A 17,324-nucleotide genomic window follows, 5' to 3' on the forward strand; every position below is an offset into this window, starting at 1 on the left:
AGACCGGTCGCCCCTCAAGAGCTGCGCTCAGCTGATGCTGGCCAGCAGCTCCCGCGCCATGCGCTGATGCTCTTCGTCGGACTCGTCAATGATCTGCTGGAGGATTTCACGGGCCGATTCGAGATCGCCGTCCTCGATCAGCACCTGCGCCTGATTGATCTGGCTGAGCGGCGGCTCTTCCAGGTCCAGCAGGTCGAAATCGGCGTCATCGTTCATGAAACTGTCGAGGAAATCGTCACTCAGGCCGTCGGCGGCGGATGGCACGATTACCTCAACAGGCTCAACGACCTCGGGCTCGGAGAAATCACTGAGGAACTGTTCGTCCGAGAGTTCGAAGACTTCCGGCAGTTGGGTCAGGTCCGAAGAAAAACCGGGATCGACTTCAACGGGGGCTTGCGTAGCGGCAGGCTTGGCACGCGGCGGTGGGCTGTCGAACGGGTCGACCAGGTCCCAATCGGCGTCCATCGACAGGTCATCCAGGTTCAACTGAAACTCGTCGGCGGGCTGCGGATTCAGCGCCGCAGCGGCGCTTTCATCCAGCTGCGCGGCGGGTTCTGGCTCAGGCTCGGGCTGCAGGTAGCGCGAAGGCTCGGGCTCGGATTTCTCGAACGACAGTGTGCTGGCTGCCAGCGCGGCAGCCGGGACGATTGCCGCCACGGGAGCGACCTCGGCGGCCTTGAGTTGCGGGAAGCGATCGCGGATGTCCTGAATGGTCTGCGGATCGACGCCATGCTCCAGCGCGGCCTGTTCTTCGCGAACGAAGCCGCTGCCGTCGCCCTGCTCAGCGAGCAACTCCAGCAGGCGGATGCGAATGTCATCACGCTCAGGCTGGGTTTCCAGGGCGCTGCGCAGAATACCCATCGCCTCGGTGAAGCGTCCGTAGGCGATGTAAATACTCACGCCGTCCAGCGCATCCGGGGCAGAGCCAGCGGAACGTTGTGCTGGCGAAGGTTTGGCCGGTGCCGGTGTCGTCGGGCTCTGCACCACGGGTTGCGGCGCCACGGCAGGCACTTCGAACACCGGCAGCATGGCGGCCTGAGCGGGCTTGATCAGCGGGTCATCCGGAGTGACTCCGGGTGCCGCTGATTCCTTGCGCTGCTGACGTCGCTTCGAATAAGCAAACGCCACCAGCAGCAGTACGATCAATACGGCAGCGAGCAGTATCGGCAGGCTCAGGAAGGAATCGCTGCCCGACGCAGCAACAGGTTGCGCAGGAGCGGCAGGCGCAGCTACCGGCGTGGCGGGTGCAGGTGTGGTTGTTGCAGGTGCAGGTACAGCTGGCGTGGCGGCGGATTGCGCCGTGGCCAGATCGCTGCGCAAAGCAATGATCTGTTTGTCCTTGCCGCTCATCTGCTCTTGCAGTTCCTGAGTCTGGGCCTTGAGCGCCTCCAGCGACTGAGTCAATTGCTGGTTTTCGATGGCAGCAGCCGACAACTGCTCGGCGGTACGCTGCAGTTCGGCAGGCTTTGGCGACGGCGCCGCAGCGCTTGCGGCAGGCGCTGCGGCGGTTGGCAGCACTGCGGCGTCCGGCAGCAACAGGTCCTGGCCGACTTTGAGCGCAGAGCCGGCGCCTGCGGCGAAGACCTGCGGGTTGAGCGAACGAATGCCGTCCGCCAGTTGGCTGGCCGACACCTTGTTGCCCTGCAAGCGGCTGGCGATACCATTCAGCGTGTCGCCACTGGCAACCGTATAGTGTTTGCCCTGCACGGCCGCCGGTGGAGCGACCGGCATGCGGCTTTCCGAGGCGGAGCTGGCCGAGCGCTGCTGGTTGCGGCTGCGCGTGGCGGCCAGGCCTTGCGCCGAGGTGGCAGGATCGAGCAGCAAGGTGTATTCGTGCAGCAAATCGCCATTCGGCCGCGCCAGCTGAACGAGAAAACTCAGGTAGGGTTCGGTGACCGGCTTGCTGGACACCACCCGGATCACGCCGCGGTCACCACGCAGTACCGGCGTGAAGCGCAGATCATTGAGAAAGAACACGCGTTCCATGCCTGCTTTGGCGAACGCTTCGGGCGAAGCGAGCCGGGCGACCACGTCTTCATTGCTCAGACCGCCGGTTTCCAGCAGCTGAATCTCGGCATCCAACGGCTGGTTGAGCGCCGAATGCAAGGTGATTTCACCCAGGCCCAACGCCGACGCCAGCGTGGAGCAGGTCAGCAACGAAACCGCCAACACGCCCTTGCCAAATGCCTCGCGCGCCTTGCGACCTGCACCTTCGACAGCAGCCAGTGAACTCTTCAGCATGCGAACCCTTATGGAAACCACGGCAGGCTTCTCACGTAATCAGATGGACGTCAGTATCCGTTTAACGATTATGGTTGAGAATGCGCAGCTTCGTCTCAGGATCTTTCCAGATTGGCCAGAATCTGCGAATGCACGCGCATGCTGACGCGCAAATCCTCCTCGCTCACGCCCTCGAACAACTCGATACGCAATACATTGGCGATGTTTTCAATTTTTTCGATCAGGGGCAATGCCGTGTCACTGAGCAGGATCTTTTTCGCACGGCGATCTTCGAGCACTGCCTGACGCTGCACCAGGCCCTGTTTTTCAAGACTGTCGAGCAAACGCGCCAGGGTGGGGCCTTCTACGCCAACGCTTTGAGCCAGCTCGCGCTGGGTGGGCGGTTCGGTAAAGCGCGCGAGGTGCAGCAAAACCAGCCAGCGGGCCTGGGACAGGCCAAGATCGGCCAGCCGACGATCCAGCTCGGCGCGCCAGCCCCGGGTGAGGTGTCCGAGTTGCATCCCGAAACGATGTTCGTCAGTCAATGGCATAAGGTAACTCGTGATTCAAACTAATTATTAGCGAGCTAAGCATGGTCCTTATGATCAGGCAAGCGTGAGGCGGTGACGTTTCGTCGCACGCCGTTATACCTCAAACTCCGATTGCAGCGCTGCACGCACGCAATACAAAACACCCTCAGGCACCCGCCCGGCAAACTGCTCGGCAATCGCCGACACCGGCGGCAGTTCGCCTTCGCCGTCGAGAAAGGCGTCCTGCACCTCACCCAGCAGGTCCTCCGGCAAGTCCAGAGCCTGCTCGATGGATAACTGCTGCTTGCCGATGGCTTCGGCCAGCAGGGTGTAGACATTCTTTTCCGAGCACTGCAACTGACCGGCGATCTGCGTCGGGGTCATACCCGCGCGCGCCAGGCTGATCAGTTCGTGACGCACATCGGCGACCACACGTGGTGCCTCGGCCTTGCCGCTGAGCACTTCGAGAAAGGCTTCGCCATAACGCTCCAGCTTGCGCGCACCGACGCCACTGACCTTGGCCATCTCGGCCATCGATCCGGGTTTGCTGCGCAGCATCTCCAGCAGGGTCGAGTCCGGGAAAATAACGTAAGGCGGCACGCCGTGCTCTTCAGCCAGCTTGCGGCGCAGCGCGCGCAGGGCTTCCCACTGCTCGCGCTCTTCGCCACGCACCAGTTGACTGGCCGGGCTGCCGGAACTGCTTCTCGACGTGGTTTGTGGCTTGAGGTCCTGGCGCAGTTCCAGAGAAACTTCGCCCCGCAGCAAAGGGCGGCACGTCTCGCTGAGGCGCAGGCCGCCATAGCCTTCAAGGTCGATGTCCGCCAGACCCCGCGCAACCAGCTGGCGGAACAGCGAGCGCCACTCGGACTCGGTGCGCGCCTTGCCGACCCCGAACACCGACAGGTGCTGATGACCGAAGCTCTCTACTTTGTCGTTGGACTTGCCGAGCAACACGTCGACCAGATGACCGACGCCATAACGCTGGCCGGTACGGTAGATGGCCGACAGCGCCTGACGCGCAGGTTCGGTGGCATCCCAGGTTTGCACGCCATCGACACAATTGTCGCAGTGGCCGCACGGGTTGGGCATGTCTTCGTCGAAATAGGCCAGCAGGGTCTGCCGACGGCAACGGGTTTCTTCGCACAGGGCCAGCATGGCATCGAGCTTGTGCTGCTCCAGCCGTTTGTGGCGCTCGTCGCCTTCGGAATTCTGCAGCATCTGCTTGAGCATCAGCACGTCTTGCAGACCGTAGGCCATCCAGGCATCGGCGGGCAGGCCATCACGCCCTGCCCGGCCGGTTTCCTGATAATAAGCCTCAAGCGATTTGGGCAGGTCCATGTGCGCGACAAAACGCACGTTGGGCTTGTCGATGCCCATGCCGAACGCGATGGTGGCAACCATGATCAGCCCTTCCTCGTTGAGAAAGCGCTTCTGGTTGGCCGCCCGGGTTTCGGACGGCAGACCGGCGTGATAAGGCAGCGCGGGATAGCCGTTGTCACTCAGGAATACGGCGACCTCATCGACCTTCTTGCGCGACAGGCAGTAAACGATACCGGCGTCGCTGCGGCGCTCGGAAAGAAACGCCAGCAGTTGCTTGCGCGGCTGTTCCTTGGGCACGATGCGATAGAAGATGTTGGGCCGGTCGAAGCTCGACAGAAAGCGCTCGGCGTTCTGCAGGTGCAGACGCGTGACGATTTCTTCACGGGTGCGCTTGTCGGCGGTGGCGGTCAGCGCGATGCGCGGCACCTCTGGAAACAGCTCGGCGAGTTGCCCCAGTTGCAGGTATTCAGGGCGGAAGTCATGACCCCATTGCGACACGCAGTGCGCTTCGTCGATGGCAAACAGGGCGATCTTGAGGTTTTGCAGGAATGACAGCATGCGCGGCTGGACCAGGCGCTCCGGGGCGAGGTAGAGCATTTTGACTTCGCCCAGACGAATGCGGTTCGCCAGGTCGCGCTGCTGCTCGGCGCTGAGGGTCGAGTTGAGTGCAGCGGCCGACACGCCCAGCTCATCCAGTGTGGCAACCTGGTCGTCCATCAGCGCGATGAGTGGCGACACGACCACGCACAGCCCGTCACGCAACAGCCCCGGCACCTGAAAACACAGGGACTTGCCGCCACCGGTGGGCATCAGCACCAGCGCATCACCACCGCTGGCTACACGCTCAATAATGGCACCCTGGCGACCACGAAAGCTGTCGTAACCGAAGATGTCTTTAAGTACGCGTTGTGCCTGCTCAAGCATAAAAAACCCCGGAATATCCTGCTGCACTGCAAAACGGGGGAGTATACCCGAGCACTCGGGAGCAATGGATGACTGGGACATGAGCGGTCGAAATTAACTGCAATTGGCCTGCGCGCTGGCGCCACGGACGCTCAGGGCCTAGAATCCAGCATCGTTTATTTTCAAGGTAGCGCTTCCATGTCCTTCGCTGAGCAATTAACCCGCCTGCAAGTCTTCCTCGATGCAGATGAACTGCACGAAGAAGCACTGGACTACGTGGCCGCGCATGGCTACCTGACCGCCCTGTCCATCTGCGCTGAAGAGGTGCCGGAACGCGAGTGGATCGACGCGCTGTTCTCCGAGCCGCCGCAGTACTCCAGCGAAGCGCAACAGACAGAAGTCGAAGCGACGCTGATCGCCCTCAAGGCACACATTGCCCGCCAGCTGGCTTCGGACGAAGAGTTCGAGCTGCCCTGCGATCTGGACCTGGGCGACGACCCGGATGATTCCGACCTGCGCGGCTGGTGCATCGGCTTCATGGAAGGCGTGTTCCTGCGTGAAAACGCCTGGTTCGAAAGTGCCGAGGAAGAAGTCAGCGAAATGCTCCTGCCGATCATGGTCGGTTCGGGCCTGTTCGACGAGCAGCCGGAGTTCGCCGACATCGCCCAGGACGCCAACCTGATGGACGACATGATCGTGCAGATCCCCGAAGCGCTGACCGCCCTGTACCTGCTCTGCCAGGCACCGGACGAAAAGCCGGCGATCCTCAAGCCCCGCCACCACTGAGTCGGCGCCTATGGCGCAAGGCTCACCGCGCACCAGCCGTCATAAGTCGGTGCGCTATCTGCTTGTAGCGGTCGGCTGGCTGAGCGTGGTGCTGGGTGTCATCGGCATCTTCCTGCCGGTGCTGCCCACCACGCCTTTTCTGCTGCTGGCCGCTGCCTGTTTCGCGCGCAGCTCTCCGCGCTTCTACGACTGGCTGGTCAACCACCCGCAGCTCGGTCCGTGGGTTCGTGATTACCTCGAAGGCAACGGCATCCCGCTCAAGGGCAAGGTCTACGCCATCGGCCTGATGTGGCTCAGCATCAGCCTGTCCTGCTACCTGGTGCCCTCCCCCTGGGCACGCGTCTTCATGCTGACCAGCGCAGTGCTGGTGACGCTCTATATTCTCAGGCAGAAGACGCGAGCGCCGGGCGATCGTACGAGGTAGCTCCGCCCCAGGCGGACGCCACCGCAACACTCAGACCGTCACTTCTTTTTGTCCTTGGCGAACGCCGCTTCCAGCGCTTCGTTGAGGGTGCGCAACACCTTGACCCTGGCCCAGCGTTTGTCGTTGGCCTCGATCAATGTCCACGGCGCGATTTCGGTGCTGGTGCGATCCACCATGTCGCCGACTGCCTGGCGGTAGTCAGGCCATTTCTTGCGGTTGCGCCAGTCGTCCTCGGTGATCTTGTAGCGCTTGAACGGGATCTTTTCGCGCTCCTTGAAACGCTCCAGTTGGGTCTGCTGATCGATGGCCAGCCAGAACTTGACCACCACAACGCCTGCGTCGGTGAGCTGCTCTTCGAAGTCATTGATTTCCGAATACGCGCGCTTCCAGTCCGACTCACTGCAAAAACCCTCGACCCGCTCGACCAGCACGCGGCCGTACCACGAGCGATCGAAGATGGTGAATTTGCCGCGCGCCGGTATCTGCCGCCAGAAACGCCACAGATACGGTTGTGCGCGCTCGTCCTGGGTGGGCGCGGCGATCGGCACGATGGCGTATTGCCGCGGGTCCAGTGCCGCCGCCACACGTCGGATCGCACCGCCCTTGCCTGCCGCATCGTTACCTTCGAACACTGCCAGCAGCGCGTGGCTTTTCATGCGCTTGTCGCGCATGTTGCCGGACAGCCGCGCCTGCTCGGTGATCAACTGTTGCTGATAGTCGTCCTTGCTCAGGTTCAGGCTCAGGTCGAGGCTGTCGAGCAGGGTCAGCTCGTTACTGTGAATCGCCAGCGGCCCGACCGTCAGCGCCGCGGTCTCGGGTTCGGCCTTGTTCAGCGCGGCCTGCATGCCTTCCAGCAACAGGCGGCCGACGGTCAGGCTGCGGTAGTTGGCGTCCACACCCTCGATCACATGCCAGGGCGCATACTCGCGGCTGGTACGGCGCAGGACCCGTTCGCCGAAGCGCACGAACTTGTCGTAAGTCTTGGACTGCTGCCAGTCCAGCGGGCTGATGCGCCAGCTGTGCAGCGGATCGTCCTTGAGGGTCTTGAGGCGCAGCTTCATCTGTTTTTTGGACAGGTGAAACCAGAATTTGAAGATCAGCGCGCCTTCATCGCAAAGCATCTTTTCCAGACGTTCGGCGCCGCTGATGGCTTGGTCGAGAACGGCGTCCTTGAAGCGCCCGTGAACCCTGTCCTGGAGCATCTGGCTGTACCAGTTGCCAAAGAAAATACCCATGCGGCCCTTGGCCGGCAATTGCCGCCAGTAGCGCCAGACGGGCGGATGAGCGAGCTCCTCGTCGGTCTGCTGATCGAAGGTGCGTACCTCGATCAGACGCGGGTCCATCCACTCGCTGAGCAGCTTGACGGTCTCGCCCTTGCCTGCGCCTTCTATGCCGTTGATCAGCACGATGATCTGGCGACCGGCCTGCTCGTGCAGGTCTATCTGCGCTTCGAGCAACGCTTCGCGCAGTTGCGGCAACGCAGCCTCGTAAGTCTCATCGTCAATGGCATGACCGATTTCAGCGGATTCAAACATGCACAGCTCCTGATTGATGTTGGCTCAGAGAACGCCTGATGCAGATTGTGACCATTGATGACCGGCATCGGTCAATCCGCACATCCTTGATAGCACTTTTCTCTGCGCAGACGGCTAAAATGCCGCCACTGCCTTCGCTGAGCCCGACATGACCATTACCCGCCACGCCCAGATCGACTGGGACGAACACGGCAACCCGCATTCCCGCGATTTTTCCGACGTGTACTTTTCCACCGAGTCCGGTCTGGACGAAACGCGCCATGTGTTTCTGGTGCAGAACGACCTGCGCCGGCGCTTCACTGAATTGCCGGATGAAGGCCGGTTGATCATTGGTGAAACCGGCTTCGGCACCGGGCTGAATTTCCTTTGTGCCTGGCAGTTGTTCGACGAGTGCGCGCCCGCCAATGCGCGCCTGCAGTTCGTCAGCGTCGAGAAATACCCGTTGAGCCACGCCGACCTGCAGCGTGCCCTGGCGTTGTGGCCCGAGCTGTCGCCGTTTGCGGGTCAATTGCTCGATCAGTATGTGGCTGTGCATGAAGGCTTTCAGCGTCTGGTGTTCGCGGGCGGCCGCGTGACCCTGACGCTGCTGATCGGCGATGCACTGCAGATGCTGCCGCAACTGGACGGGCAGATGGACGCCTGGTTTCTCGACGGTTTTGCGCCGGCGAAAAACCCGGAAATGTGGACCCCGGAGCTGTTCGCCGAACTGGCGCGCCTGTCCACATCGAGCACCACGATTGGCACCTTCACCAGTACCGGCTGGGTGCGCCGCTCGCTGAATGCGGCAGGGTTCAAGATGAAGCGCGTACCGGGCATCGGCCACAAATGGGAAGTCCTGCGTGGCGCTTTTATCGCTTGGCCAGAGGACGTAGCGCTCCCCGCTGCTGCCAAGCCTTGGTTCGCCCGCCCCGCGCCGATTGGCGGCGAGCGTAAAGCGCTGGTGATTGGCGCGGGGCTGGCCGGCTGCGCCACGGCACAGAGTCTGGCGCAACGCGGTTGGCAGGTCAGCCTGCTGGAGCGCCACGCCGCACCGGCACAGGAAGCATCCGGCAACCCGCAGGGCGTGCTGTACCTGAAACTGTCGGCGCACGGTACGGCGCTGTCACAGTTGATCCTCAGCGGTTTCGGTCATACACGAAGGCTGCTTGAGCGCTTGCAGCGCGGGGTCGACTGGGACGCTTGCGGGGTGCTGCAACTGACCTTCGACGACAAGGAAGCGCTGCGCCAGAAACAGCTGGCCGATGCCTTCCCCGAATCACTCCTGCACCTGCTGGAGCAGCCTGCGGCCGAAGCGCAGAGCGGCGTTGCGCTGAACAGTGGCGGGCTGTTTTTCCCCGAAGGCGGCTGGGTTCATCCGCCTGCGTTGTGTCACGCACAGGCTGCGCACGCCAATATCAGCCTGATCACTCATCAACAGGCACTGGAGCTGAGACGTGTCGACGATCAGTGGCAGGTCTGGAGTGAGGAACAGTTGGTCGACAGCGCTCCGGTCGTGGTGCTGGCCGGTGCAGCTGATATTCAGCAGTTTTCACAGAGCGCCGACTTGCCGCTCAAACGCATCCGCGGGCAGATCACCCGTTTGCCGCAGACTCAAGCCAGCACGGCATTGCGCAGCGTGGTGTGCGCCGAGGGTTATGTGGCTCCGGCGCGCCTGGGCGAACATACGCTGGGCGCCAGTTTCGATTTCAACAGCACTGATCTGACGCCGAACCTGGCCGATCATCTGGACAATCTGGGGCTGTTGCGGGAGATTTCGGAAGACCTCACTTCACGCCTTGAGGCCGCCGCTTTGTCGCCCGAACAATTGCAGGGGCGCGCGGCGTTTCGCTGTACCAGCCCGGATTATCTGCCCATCGTCGGTCCGCTGGCCGACCGCAAGGCGTTCATGCAGGCCTATGCCGCACTGGGCAAGGATGCACGTCAGGTGCCGGACAGCGTCTGCCCGTGGCTGGACGGCCTGTACGTCAACAGCGGCCACGGTTCGCGCGGCCTGATCACCGCGCCGCTGTGTGGCGAACTGATCGCCGCCTGGCTCGACAACGAACCACTGCCCCTGCCACGCAGCGTGGCCGAGGCCTGCCACCCCAACCGCTTTGCCCTGCGCGGGCTGATTCGCGGCAAGGGGAAACAGACTGTCGGGCACTGAAACCCGCAGATCATCCTCGCTTGCACGACAGTTGAGATTAGCGTTCCCTACGCTCCAGTGGAATGCAGCTCTCGACGCTCTGCGTCGAAAAGAGGACGCAGAGCGTCCTGAACGGCATGCCGACGCGGAGCGTCGCACGATATTTCCTACGAGCACGCTCAGGCGCTACTCTTGAGCGTCTGTCAGAACAATTGGGCCGCTCATGCTGCAAGTGCGAAACGTATTCAAGCGCTACACCACGGCACAGGGACCGCTGGATGTCTTGCGTGGTGTCGATCTGCATCTGGCACAGGGCGAAAGCCTGGCGTTGATGGGTGAATCGGGCAGTGGCAAGAGCACCTTGCTGCATCTGGTGGCAGGCCTGGATCAGGTCGACGATGGCAGCATCGAGGTCGCAGGCCAGCGTCTGGACCTGATGAACGAAAGCCAGCTGGCCAACTGGCGGCGTACCGAAATCGGTCTGGTGTTTCAGCAGTTCAACCTGATCGGCAGCCTGAAAATAGCCGACAACCTGGCGTTTCAGGCACGCTTGGCCGGGCGTGTTGATGCGGATTGGCAGGCGCATTTGATCGAGCGCCTTGGCCTGGCCGCACTGCTGGATCGCTACCCCGAACAGCTCTCCGGCGGACAGCAGCAACGTGTAGCGATAGGCCGCGCCCTCGCCTCCCGACCCGGCCTGCTGCTGGCTGACGAACCCACCGGCAATCTCGACGAAGCCACCAGCGACGAGGTGCTGCAACTGCTGCTGGATATCCTCGCCGACAGCCCTACCAGCCTGCTGATGGTCACCCACAGCCCGCGCGTCGCGCAGCGGCTGTCGCGTAAAGTGGTGCTGCATCTGGGCCGTCTGGCTGACGAAGGCGAGCGCTGAGATGCGGGTTTTCTACTGGACGCTGCGCGCCCTGCTGAGCCATTGGCGCCGTCATCCGGTGCAGTTTTTCAGCGTATTGACCGGTTTGTGGCTGGCTACCGCGCTGCTCACCGGTGTGCAGGCGCTCAATAGCCAGGCGCGGGAAAGCTACCAGCGTGCCAGCCAGCTGATTGGCGGCGAGCCGCAGACCCGTATCACCGCCAGCAGCGGCGGGCTGTTCCCGCAGGCGTTATTTATCGAGCTGCGCCGTGAAGGCTGGCCCGTGTCGCCCATGCTGCAAGGCCGCATCGTGCTTCAAGGGCGCGAAGACCGTCGCCTGCAACTGATGGGTATCGAGCCGGTGACCTTGCCGACCGGCTCGGCGCTGGCCGGGCAGACGTTGAACGCCGAACAGGTCGTGGACTTCCTCACACCGCCGGGTATGACCTGGATTGCACCGCAGACCCTGCAAGCGCTGGGGCTTGAGGAAGGCCAGCAGCCGCTGACCGAAACCGGCGTCGCGCTGCCCCCCTTGCGCGCCAAACCCGACATGGCGCCTGGCGTTTTGCTGACTGACATAGGCTTTGCGCAACCGTTGCTGGGCCAGTCGGGGCAGTTGTCCGGAATGCTGCTGGCCAAGGATTTTGCCCGGCAGAACCCTGCGCTGCCGGCAGCCCTGAATGACCTGCTGGTGATCAAGAAAAGCGGCGAGGAAAACAATCTGGAGCGCCTCACCGAGAGCTTCCACCTGAACCTGAACGCACTCGGGGTGCTGTCCTTCATCGTCGGTCTGTTCATTGTCCACGCCGCCATTGGCCTGGCCCTTGAACAGCGTCGCGGCCTGCTGCGCAACCTGCGTGCCTGTGGCGTCAGCGCACGTCTGTTGATAGCTGCGCTGGGCGTAGAACTTGGGGCACTGGCGCTGTTGGGCGGTGTTTTTGGTGTGGTCAGCGGCTATCTGCTGGCCAGCCTGTTATTACCGGATGTCGCGGCCAGCCTGCGCGGCTTGTATGGCGCGGAAGTCGCCGGCCAGTTGAACCTCAGTCTGTGGTGGTGGCTGAGCGGTATCGGCCTGAGTCTGCTTGGCGCGTTGCTGGCCGGTGCCAACAGCCTGTTGCGAGCTGCGCGCCTGCCGTTGCTGGCGCTGGCCGATGCCCAGGCATGGCAGCAAGCCCACGCGCGATGGTTGCAGCGCCAGGCGTGGGTGGCGGTGCTGGGCGCGGTGGTTGGCGTGAGTGCGCTGGTGTTCGGCACCAGCCTGATGCTGGGGTTTGTGATGATGTCCGCCCTGCTGCTCAGTGCCGCGCTGGCCCTGCCGGTTTTGCTGGACGCCATGCTTGGCGGTCTGTTGAAGCGCAGCCGCTCGGTGCTCGGGCAATGGTTTGTCGCGGATTGCCGTCAACAGTTGCCCGCCCTGAGTCTGGCGCTGATGGCCCTGTTGCTGGCGATGGCCGCGAACATCGGCGCAGGCAGCATGACCTCGGGTTTTCGCCAGACGTTCAACAGTTGGCTGGAGCAACGCCTGACGGCCGAATTGTATGTCAGCCCGCAGACCCCCGAGCAGGCCGAGCCGCTGAACACCTGGCTGAGCCAGCAACCGGATGTCGGCGCCGTGCTGCCCAACTGGCAGGTGCCGGTGCAAGTCCAGGGCTGGCCTGCGGACCTGTTTGGCGTGATCGATCACAGCATCTATCGCCAGCACTGGGCGCTTCTGGAATCCGTCGCCGGTGATCCGTGGAATGTTTTGCGCGACGAAGACACGGTCATGCTCAGCGAACAATTGGCACGCCGCCTCCAACTGGGGTTGCAAGATACGCTGAGCATCCCGGTGCCCAATGGCAAGTGGACCCCGCGCATCGTCGGGATCTATGCCGACTATGGCAATCCGAAGGGCCATCTGCTGGTCAATGAAAAACACCTGCTCGCACACTGGCCGCAATCGATGCCGGTGCGTTTCAACCTGAGGGTCGATCAGGCGGCAATCCCGTCGCTGGTCACCCGGCTGCAAGCGCGTTTCAAGCTGGACGATAATCACATCATCGATCAGAGCCAGCTCAAGGGTTGGTCGAGCCAGGTCTTTGAACGTACGTTTGCCGCCACGGCCGCACTCAACAGCCTGACATTGGGCGTGGCTGGCGTGGCGCTGTTCATCAGCCTGCTGACTCAAAGCCAGAGCCGCCTCGGGCAGCTCGCCCCGTTGTGGGCGCTGGGGGTCACTCGACGGCAATTGATGCTGCTCAACCTGGGACAGACCTGGCTGCTGGCGGTCCTGACACTGGTGCTCGCGCTGCCACTCGGGCTGCTGCTGGCCTGGTGCCTGGATGCGGTGATCAACGTTCGAGCCTTTGGCTGGCGCCTGCCGCTGCAGGTGTTCCCGCTGCAACTGCTGCAATTGATGGCGCTGGCGATGCTGGCGACTTTGCTGGCCTCGGCCTGGCCACTGCTGAAACTGTACCGCAGCCGTCCAGCGGACCTACTCAGGACATTCGCCAATGAACCGTAAATGGCTGATGCCGCTGGTCATCGTCGTGTTGCTCTCCGCCTGCGACGACAAACCACAACCTGAAAGCGGTTTCGCCGGTCTGGGCAATACGGCCGACAGCTATGCGCAGGTGACACCCGGCAAGGTCTTTTCATTCCCGCAGGACCACGGCCAGCACCCCGGCTTTCGGATCGAGTGGTGGTACATCACCGCCACCCTCAAGGATGACGCGGGCCAGCAGTTCGGCGTGCAATGGACCCTGTTTCGCAATGCCCTACGCCCCGGCCAACAGACCGGCAGCGGCTGGAATGACGGCACGATCTGGCTGGGCCATGCAGCGGCGACTTCAAGCAGCGGTCATTATGTGGCGGAGCGTTACGCGCGCGGCGGCATCGGTCAGGCCGACGTGACGCTGGCACCCTTTTCGGCGTGGATCGATGACTGGGCCTTTACCAGCCATGTCCGCAGCGGTGATCCGCTGGCGGCCATGCAGCTGAAGGCCAGCGGCAAGGACTTTCGCTACAACCTGAACCTGACATCCAGCAAACCGCTGGTGCTGCAGGGCGAACAGGGCTACAGCCAGAAATCGGAGGCGGGCCAGGCGTCGTACTACTACAGCCAGCCGTTCTTCGACGCCAAAGGCAGCGTGGTCATTGAGGGCAAAACACATCAGGTCACCGGTAAAGCGTGGCTGGACCGCGAATGGAGCAGTCAGCCACTGACCGCCAACCAGAGCGGCTGGGACTGGTTTTCGCTGCAACTGGCAGACGGTGATCGCCTGATGCTCTATCGCATCCGCCACAAGAGCACTGCCCCCTACCTGACCGGTAACTGGATCAGCGCCGACGGCACCACCCGGATGCTGCACGCCAACGAGATCAGCCTTGAGCCACTGAAAGAAACCTCGATCGGCGAGCATAAAGTGCCCACCCGCTGGAGAGTCAGGGTCCCCGACCGGAATCTGGACATCACCAGCGAAGCGCTGAACCCTGCTGCCTGGATGGGCGTGAGTATCCCCTACTGGGAGGGGCCGGTGAGGTTCAGCGGGAGTCAGGAAGGCGTGGGGTATCTGGAGATGACCGGGTATTGAGCGGGTCTGCTGGCAGTTGCGCCTTCAATTCGAAACACCTGTTGGCGCGGGGACAACCTCCGACGCACCTCAGGCTGACTTTTTGAAATAGGGCCATGTGCTCAGGTTTTTCATTTGCCAACAGCTCGGCCAGAGCCAGACACATATCCATATGATTTTTCTCATAAAAAAATGGAGACCGATCGGGGCTCCATTTGAAATTCCTGAACAAGTTTAAAAGCCTTCGTACTCTTCGCAAGCCTGTGCGACGTGCTTGTTCATATCGATACCCCTTTATGTATGCCGAGTGAGTTAACGTGCTTTCATGTGCCCCAAACTAGCGTGCTGCAAACATCACCGTCAATGAGCCGAATCCGCTTTACATGTCAGAAAAATCCGCCCTAAAGCGGGTGCGGTAAGCACGACAGTAACCCCAACCCAGTGAAAGCATCAATTCCAGAAGCAAGCACCCAACCAGCTGAAAACAAACGCTTATAACTTTTTGATCTAAAACTACCATGCCCTCACTGGGTCAGTTTCTGGGTGACTGCACTTTCTCAGTCACCTCCCCAACGGAAACCCGGTAAGGACTTATGTGCGGATTAGCAGGTGTATGACAGATGCGTTAAATAGGGGGTCATAGCGCTGCTGAATGGCACTAAAACCCCCTATAGGGAACATTGATTGGTACGAAAAGTGGTACGAGTTTACGCACACCAAACCCTCCCCCGGCGTCCTGCCGACGAACACCACTCCCCAAATCTGAAAGACTCAACTACTGTATGCCCATACAGCAATTGAGAATCACCCCCATGAACGAGAGCAACAGCTCAGACGCCTTGGCCGAATGGCACAAAAGGCTCAACGACAGGAGGCAATGGACGAACCCTGCAGTCACCTACCGGTTTCTGGCGCGCATGGCCGAAGACATGCAGACCGGCGGGCTGATCGATCCATTGGAGCGCTTTGAGCTATTCGAACTGGCCAGCGCTGCCTTCTGCCACTTCACCGAGGAAGGCAACCATGAATGGCGGCACCAGGCGTCGGACTATCTGGCCTATAACAAGGGCGGCGTCGTAGTCGGCAGCCTGCTGAACTCCCGATACGTGCTTCATGAGGCCGACCAGTCGCCCTATCACGCCGCCCACTTCGCTTTTCTCGACGAGAAAAACGACCTCATCATGCGGGACTACAAGAAGTACGGCGTGCTCGAGGGTCGCTACATCTATACCGAAACCGGCCAGACGCTGACACTGGTTGAGCAATCCAGGCAGATCAACGGCGTGAGCTATCAACGCCTGAGCGATGAGGATCAATATCGAGCGCTCGTCGACGCCTCAGCGGTAGCCCTCGACCAAGGCGATTTCAACGCCTACGTTTCGCTATGGGAGCGTCATAGCTACTCGATCTTTATAAGATGCCTTCACTGTCTGGATGGATTCGCAGTGCGTGACGATTGCACGCACTGTGACGGACGAGGCTTTATCGAAGACCCGCAATGCCCGAACAAGCTGCCGCAGTCACTCAGCCGCCAACGAGGCGTTCCGACAGAGTAGCGGAGCGCCCCCCTCGCCCACCTATACCTTGCGTATCCCGAACTGCGCGGCCTTGACCGTCGAGTCCTGCGGCACGCCTGCTGCCAGGTACAGGCCCATGCGCGAGGTGATCACGGTTTCACTCAGGTCAATCGTGCCGCGCTGCGTTTCCAACGCCCCGGAAAAGCTGGCCGGCATGGTGAACGGCTCTTGGTACTTGTCCATCGACCGATAGTAGAACGTGGACGCAGCACCGCTGACCGTCTTGGTGATGGTCAACTCAGCCTCCCAAGCCAGTATGCCGCGCGACGACCCCATGATTTCCACCGCCGACACCATTTCGATAACGTCGCCGGCTGCCAGGTTGGTCTGTACCACGTTGGCCGTGGGCTGCATGTAGATGTAGCCGCCTGCCGCCGCCATATTGCCACGCAGCTCGATGCACTGCGCCTCACCATAGGCGGCAGGCTCCTTGTACCACCGCGTGGTGATCCCGGTCAGGCCAGAGCCAACGGCTTTGTAGCCGTCCGCCAGCACTGACCCGGCCACAGCGTTCACGCCCGCCGGTAGCGCGCCGCCAGTGCCCGCCAGTAGAGGGTTGGCATTGAGGCAGCCGAACGGGCGTATGGCCGAGTAAACGTCGCCAGCGTCAATAGGCAGCGGGATGCCGGGGAATTCGAAGTTGGCGGTGATGATCGGCACCACCCGCGAACTGATGAACTCGGCGCCCAGGATGTTGGGATGCAGGCCCTCGACTGTCATCGCTTCGGTGAAGCCGTCCCAGATGTTCACGACCGGCACGAACTGGCTGACGTAGTTCAACACCCAGTCCTTGTAAGCGATCGCATCGGCCAGCGCCTGCCCGGTCAACGCCCTGCTACCGAAGCGCGGCGTACCAGTGCCGACGATCAGGTACTTGCCGGGCGTGTTCAGGAACGCGGTGACGATCTTCATCACATTGGCTTTCGTGTCAGCCAGGCTCATACCTGCCGTGGTGCTGTCATTGGTGCGTGACAGCAGCAGCCAAAGGTCGGCAGTGGACGATGCAATGCAGGCCGGAAGCCTGGCCAGAAACTGCCCGGTGTGGTCCCCGAGCTTGCCCTGGTTGTCGACGTAGCTCGGGAATAGGCCGGTACGCGCCGCGATCCAGGCCGCATAACCATAGGCCTCGGTGCCGAACGCTGTCGCCGCGATAGTGTGGCAGTTGCCCGAGAAGCTATCGCCGAGCAGACCCAGGCCGCGCCGGATCGGTTGGCGACGTGGGATTGGGTTGACCAGAAGGCTCATGCGTAGACCTCAAATGAAGCACCAGCAGCGGGCACGTAGCGGATCGTCGCGGGCGGAATGCTCAGCGGATAGCCACCGTCTTTCCAGAACGTGTCGGTGGTGATCCAGTTATCACCGGCCTGGATCTGGACCGTCACCGACCCGCCGTTCGCCTTCACTGCCAACGTCACTTTCATGGTGCGGTCATAGGTTTCTTGTTTCGTCACTGTCTGCACTGCATTCCCCTGCGGCCTATGG

General features: G+C 61.8%; 13 protein-coding genes. 7 read left to right on the forward strand and 6 right to left on the reverse strand.

What is annotated here, in order from left to right; all coding sequences use genetic code 11:
• Positions 1-27: 27 nt before the first annotated feature.
• From AC54XV_RS19215 to recQ, 3 genes are all read right to left on the reverse strand, one after another.
• A complete protein-coding gene (locus AC54XV_RS19215) occupies positions 28-2,241 on the reverse strand; it encodes a FimV/HubP family polar landmark protein (RefSeq protein WP_058823022.1) in 2,214 nt (737 codons plus the stop codon).
• A 95-nt stretch (positions 2,242-2,336) separates the two neighbouring features.
• Positions 2,337-2,771 carry a MarR family transcriptional regulator gene (locus AC54XV_RS19220; protein ID WP_024651731.1) on the reverse strand — a complete coding sequence of 145 codons (435 nt, stop codon included), beginning with the start codon at positions 2,769-2,771 and terminating at the stop codon, positions 2,337-2,339.
• Positions 2,772-2,864: 93 nt separating this feature from the next.
• Positions 2,865-4,994: a DNA helicase RecQ gene (gene recQ, locus AC54XV_RS19225; RefSeq protein ID WP_003402551.1), complete on the reverse strand. Its 2,130-nt coding sequence runs from the start codon at positions 4,992-4,994 to the stop codon at positions 2,865-2,867.
• 177 nt (positions 4,995-5,171) lie between these two features.
• On the opposite strand from recQ, the gene AC54XV_RS19230 reads away from it, so the two are divergent.
• Together AC54XV_RS19230 and AC54XV_RS19235 are read left to right on the forward strand one after the other, a co-directional pair.
• A complete protein-coding gene (locus AC54XV_RS19230) occupies positions 5,172-5,759 on the forward strand; it encodes a UPF0149 family protein (protein WP_003314545.1) in 588 nt (195 codons plus the stop codon).
• 10 nt (positions 5,760-5,769) lie between these two features.
• Entirely contained in the window at positions 5,770-6,183 is a 414-nt protein-coding gene (locus tag AC54XV_RS19235) for a YbaN family protein (RefSeq protein WP_053275858.1), read from the forward strand.
• 38 nt (positions 6,184-6,221) lie between these two features.
• Here the strand turns inward: AC54XV_RS19235 and pap are convergent, their stop codons facing one another.
• Entirely contained in the window at positions 6,222-7,718 is a 1,497-nt protein-coding gene (gene pap / locus AC54XV_RS19240) for a polyphosphate:AMP phosphotransferase (protein WP_111522640.1), read from the reverse strand.
• A 148-nt stretch (positions 7,719-7,866) separates the two neighbouring features.
• Between pap and mnmC the strand changes: the two genes are divergently transcribed.
• The 5 genes from mnmC (at position 7,867) to AC54XV_RS19265 (ending at position 15,821) form a co-directional block, all read left to right on the forward strand.
• Positions 7,867-9,864, forward strand: coding sequence for a bifunctional tRNA (5-methylaminomethyl-2-thiouridine)(34)-methyltransferase MnmC2/FAD-dependent 5-carboxymethylaminomethyl-2-thiouridine(34) oxidoreductase MnmC1 (mnmC, locus tag AC54XV_RS19245; protein WP_111522639.1), 1,998 nt, complete (start codon positions 7,867-7,869; stop codon positions 9,862-9,864).
• Between the two features lie 202 nt (positions 9,865-10,066).
• Entirely contained in the window at positions 10,067-10,735 is a 669-nt protein-coding gene (locus AC54XV_RS19250) for an ABC transporter ATP-binding protein (protein ID WP_024639723.1), read from the forward strand.
• A 1-nt stretch (position 10,736) separates the two neighbouring features.
• Complete coding sequence (locus tag AC54XV_RS19255; RefSeq protein ID WP_111522638.1) at positions 10,737-13,217, forward strand: FtsX-like permease family protein; 2,481 nt, start codon at positions 10,737-10,739, stop codon at positions 13,215-13,217.
• Complete coding sequence (locus AC54XV_RS19260) at positions 13,207-14,286, forward strand: lipocalin-like domain-containing protein (protein ID WP_058398909.1); 1,080 nt, start codon at positions 13,207-13,209, stop codon at positions 14,284-14,286. Before AC54XV_RS19255 ends, AC54XV_RS19260 begins: the two co-directional genes overlap by 11 nt.
• An 896-nt stretch (positions 14,287-15,182) precedes the next feature.
• On the forward strand, positions 15,183-15,821 hold the full coding sequence (locus AC54XV_RS19265; RefSeq protein ID WP_496718973.1) for a hypothetical protein: 639 nt from the start codon (positions 15,183-15,185) through the stop codon (positions 15,819-15,821).
• A 21-nt stretch (positions 15,822-15,842) separates the two neighbouring features.
• Here the strand turns inward: AC54XV_RS19265 and AC54XV_RS19270 are convergent, their stop codons facing one another.
• Entirely contained in the window at positions 15,843-17,087 is a 1,245-nt protein-coding gene (locus AC54XV_RS19270) for an SGNH/GDSL hydrolase family protein (protein ID WP_496717130.1), read from the reverse strand.
• Positions 17,084-17,263 carry a hypothetical protein gene (locus AC54XV_RS19275; RefSeq protein ID WP_058399409.1) on the reverse strand — a complete coding sequence of 60 codons (180 nt, stop codon included), beginning with the start codon at positions 17,261-17,263 and terminating at the stop codon, positions 17,084-17,086. Before AC54XV_RS19275 ends, AC54XV_RS19270 begins: the two co-directional genes overlap by 4 nt.
• Between the last annotated feature and the right edge of the window lie 61 nt (positions 17,264-17,324).

The sequence above is a fragment of the Pseudomonas fragariae (ex Marin et al. 2024) genome (assembly GCF_059621105.1).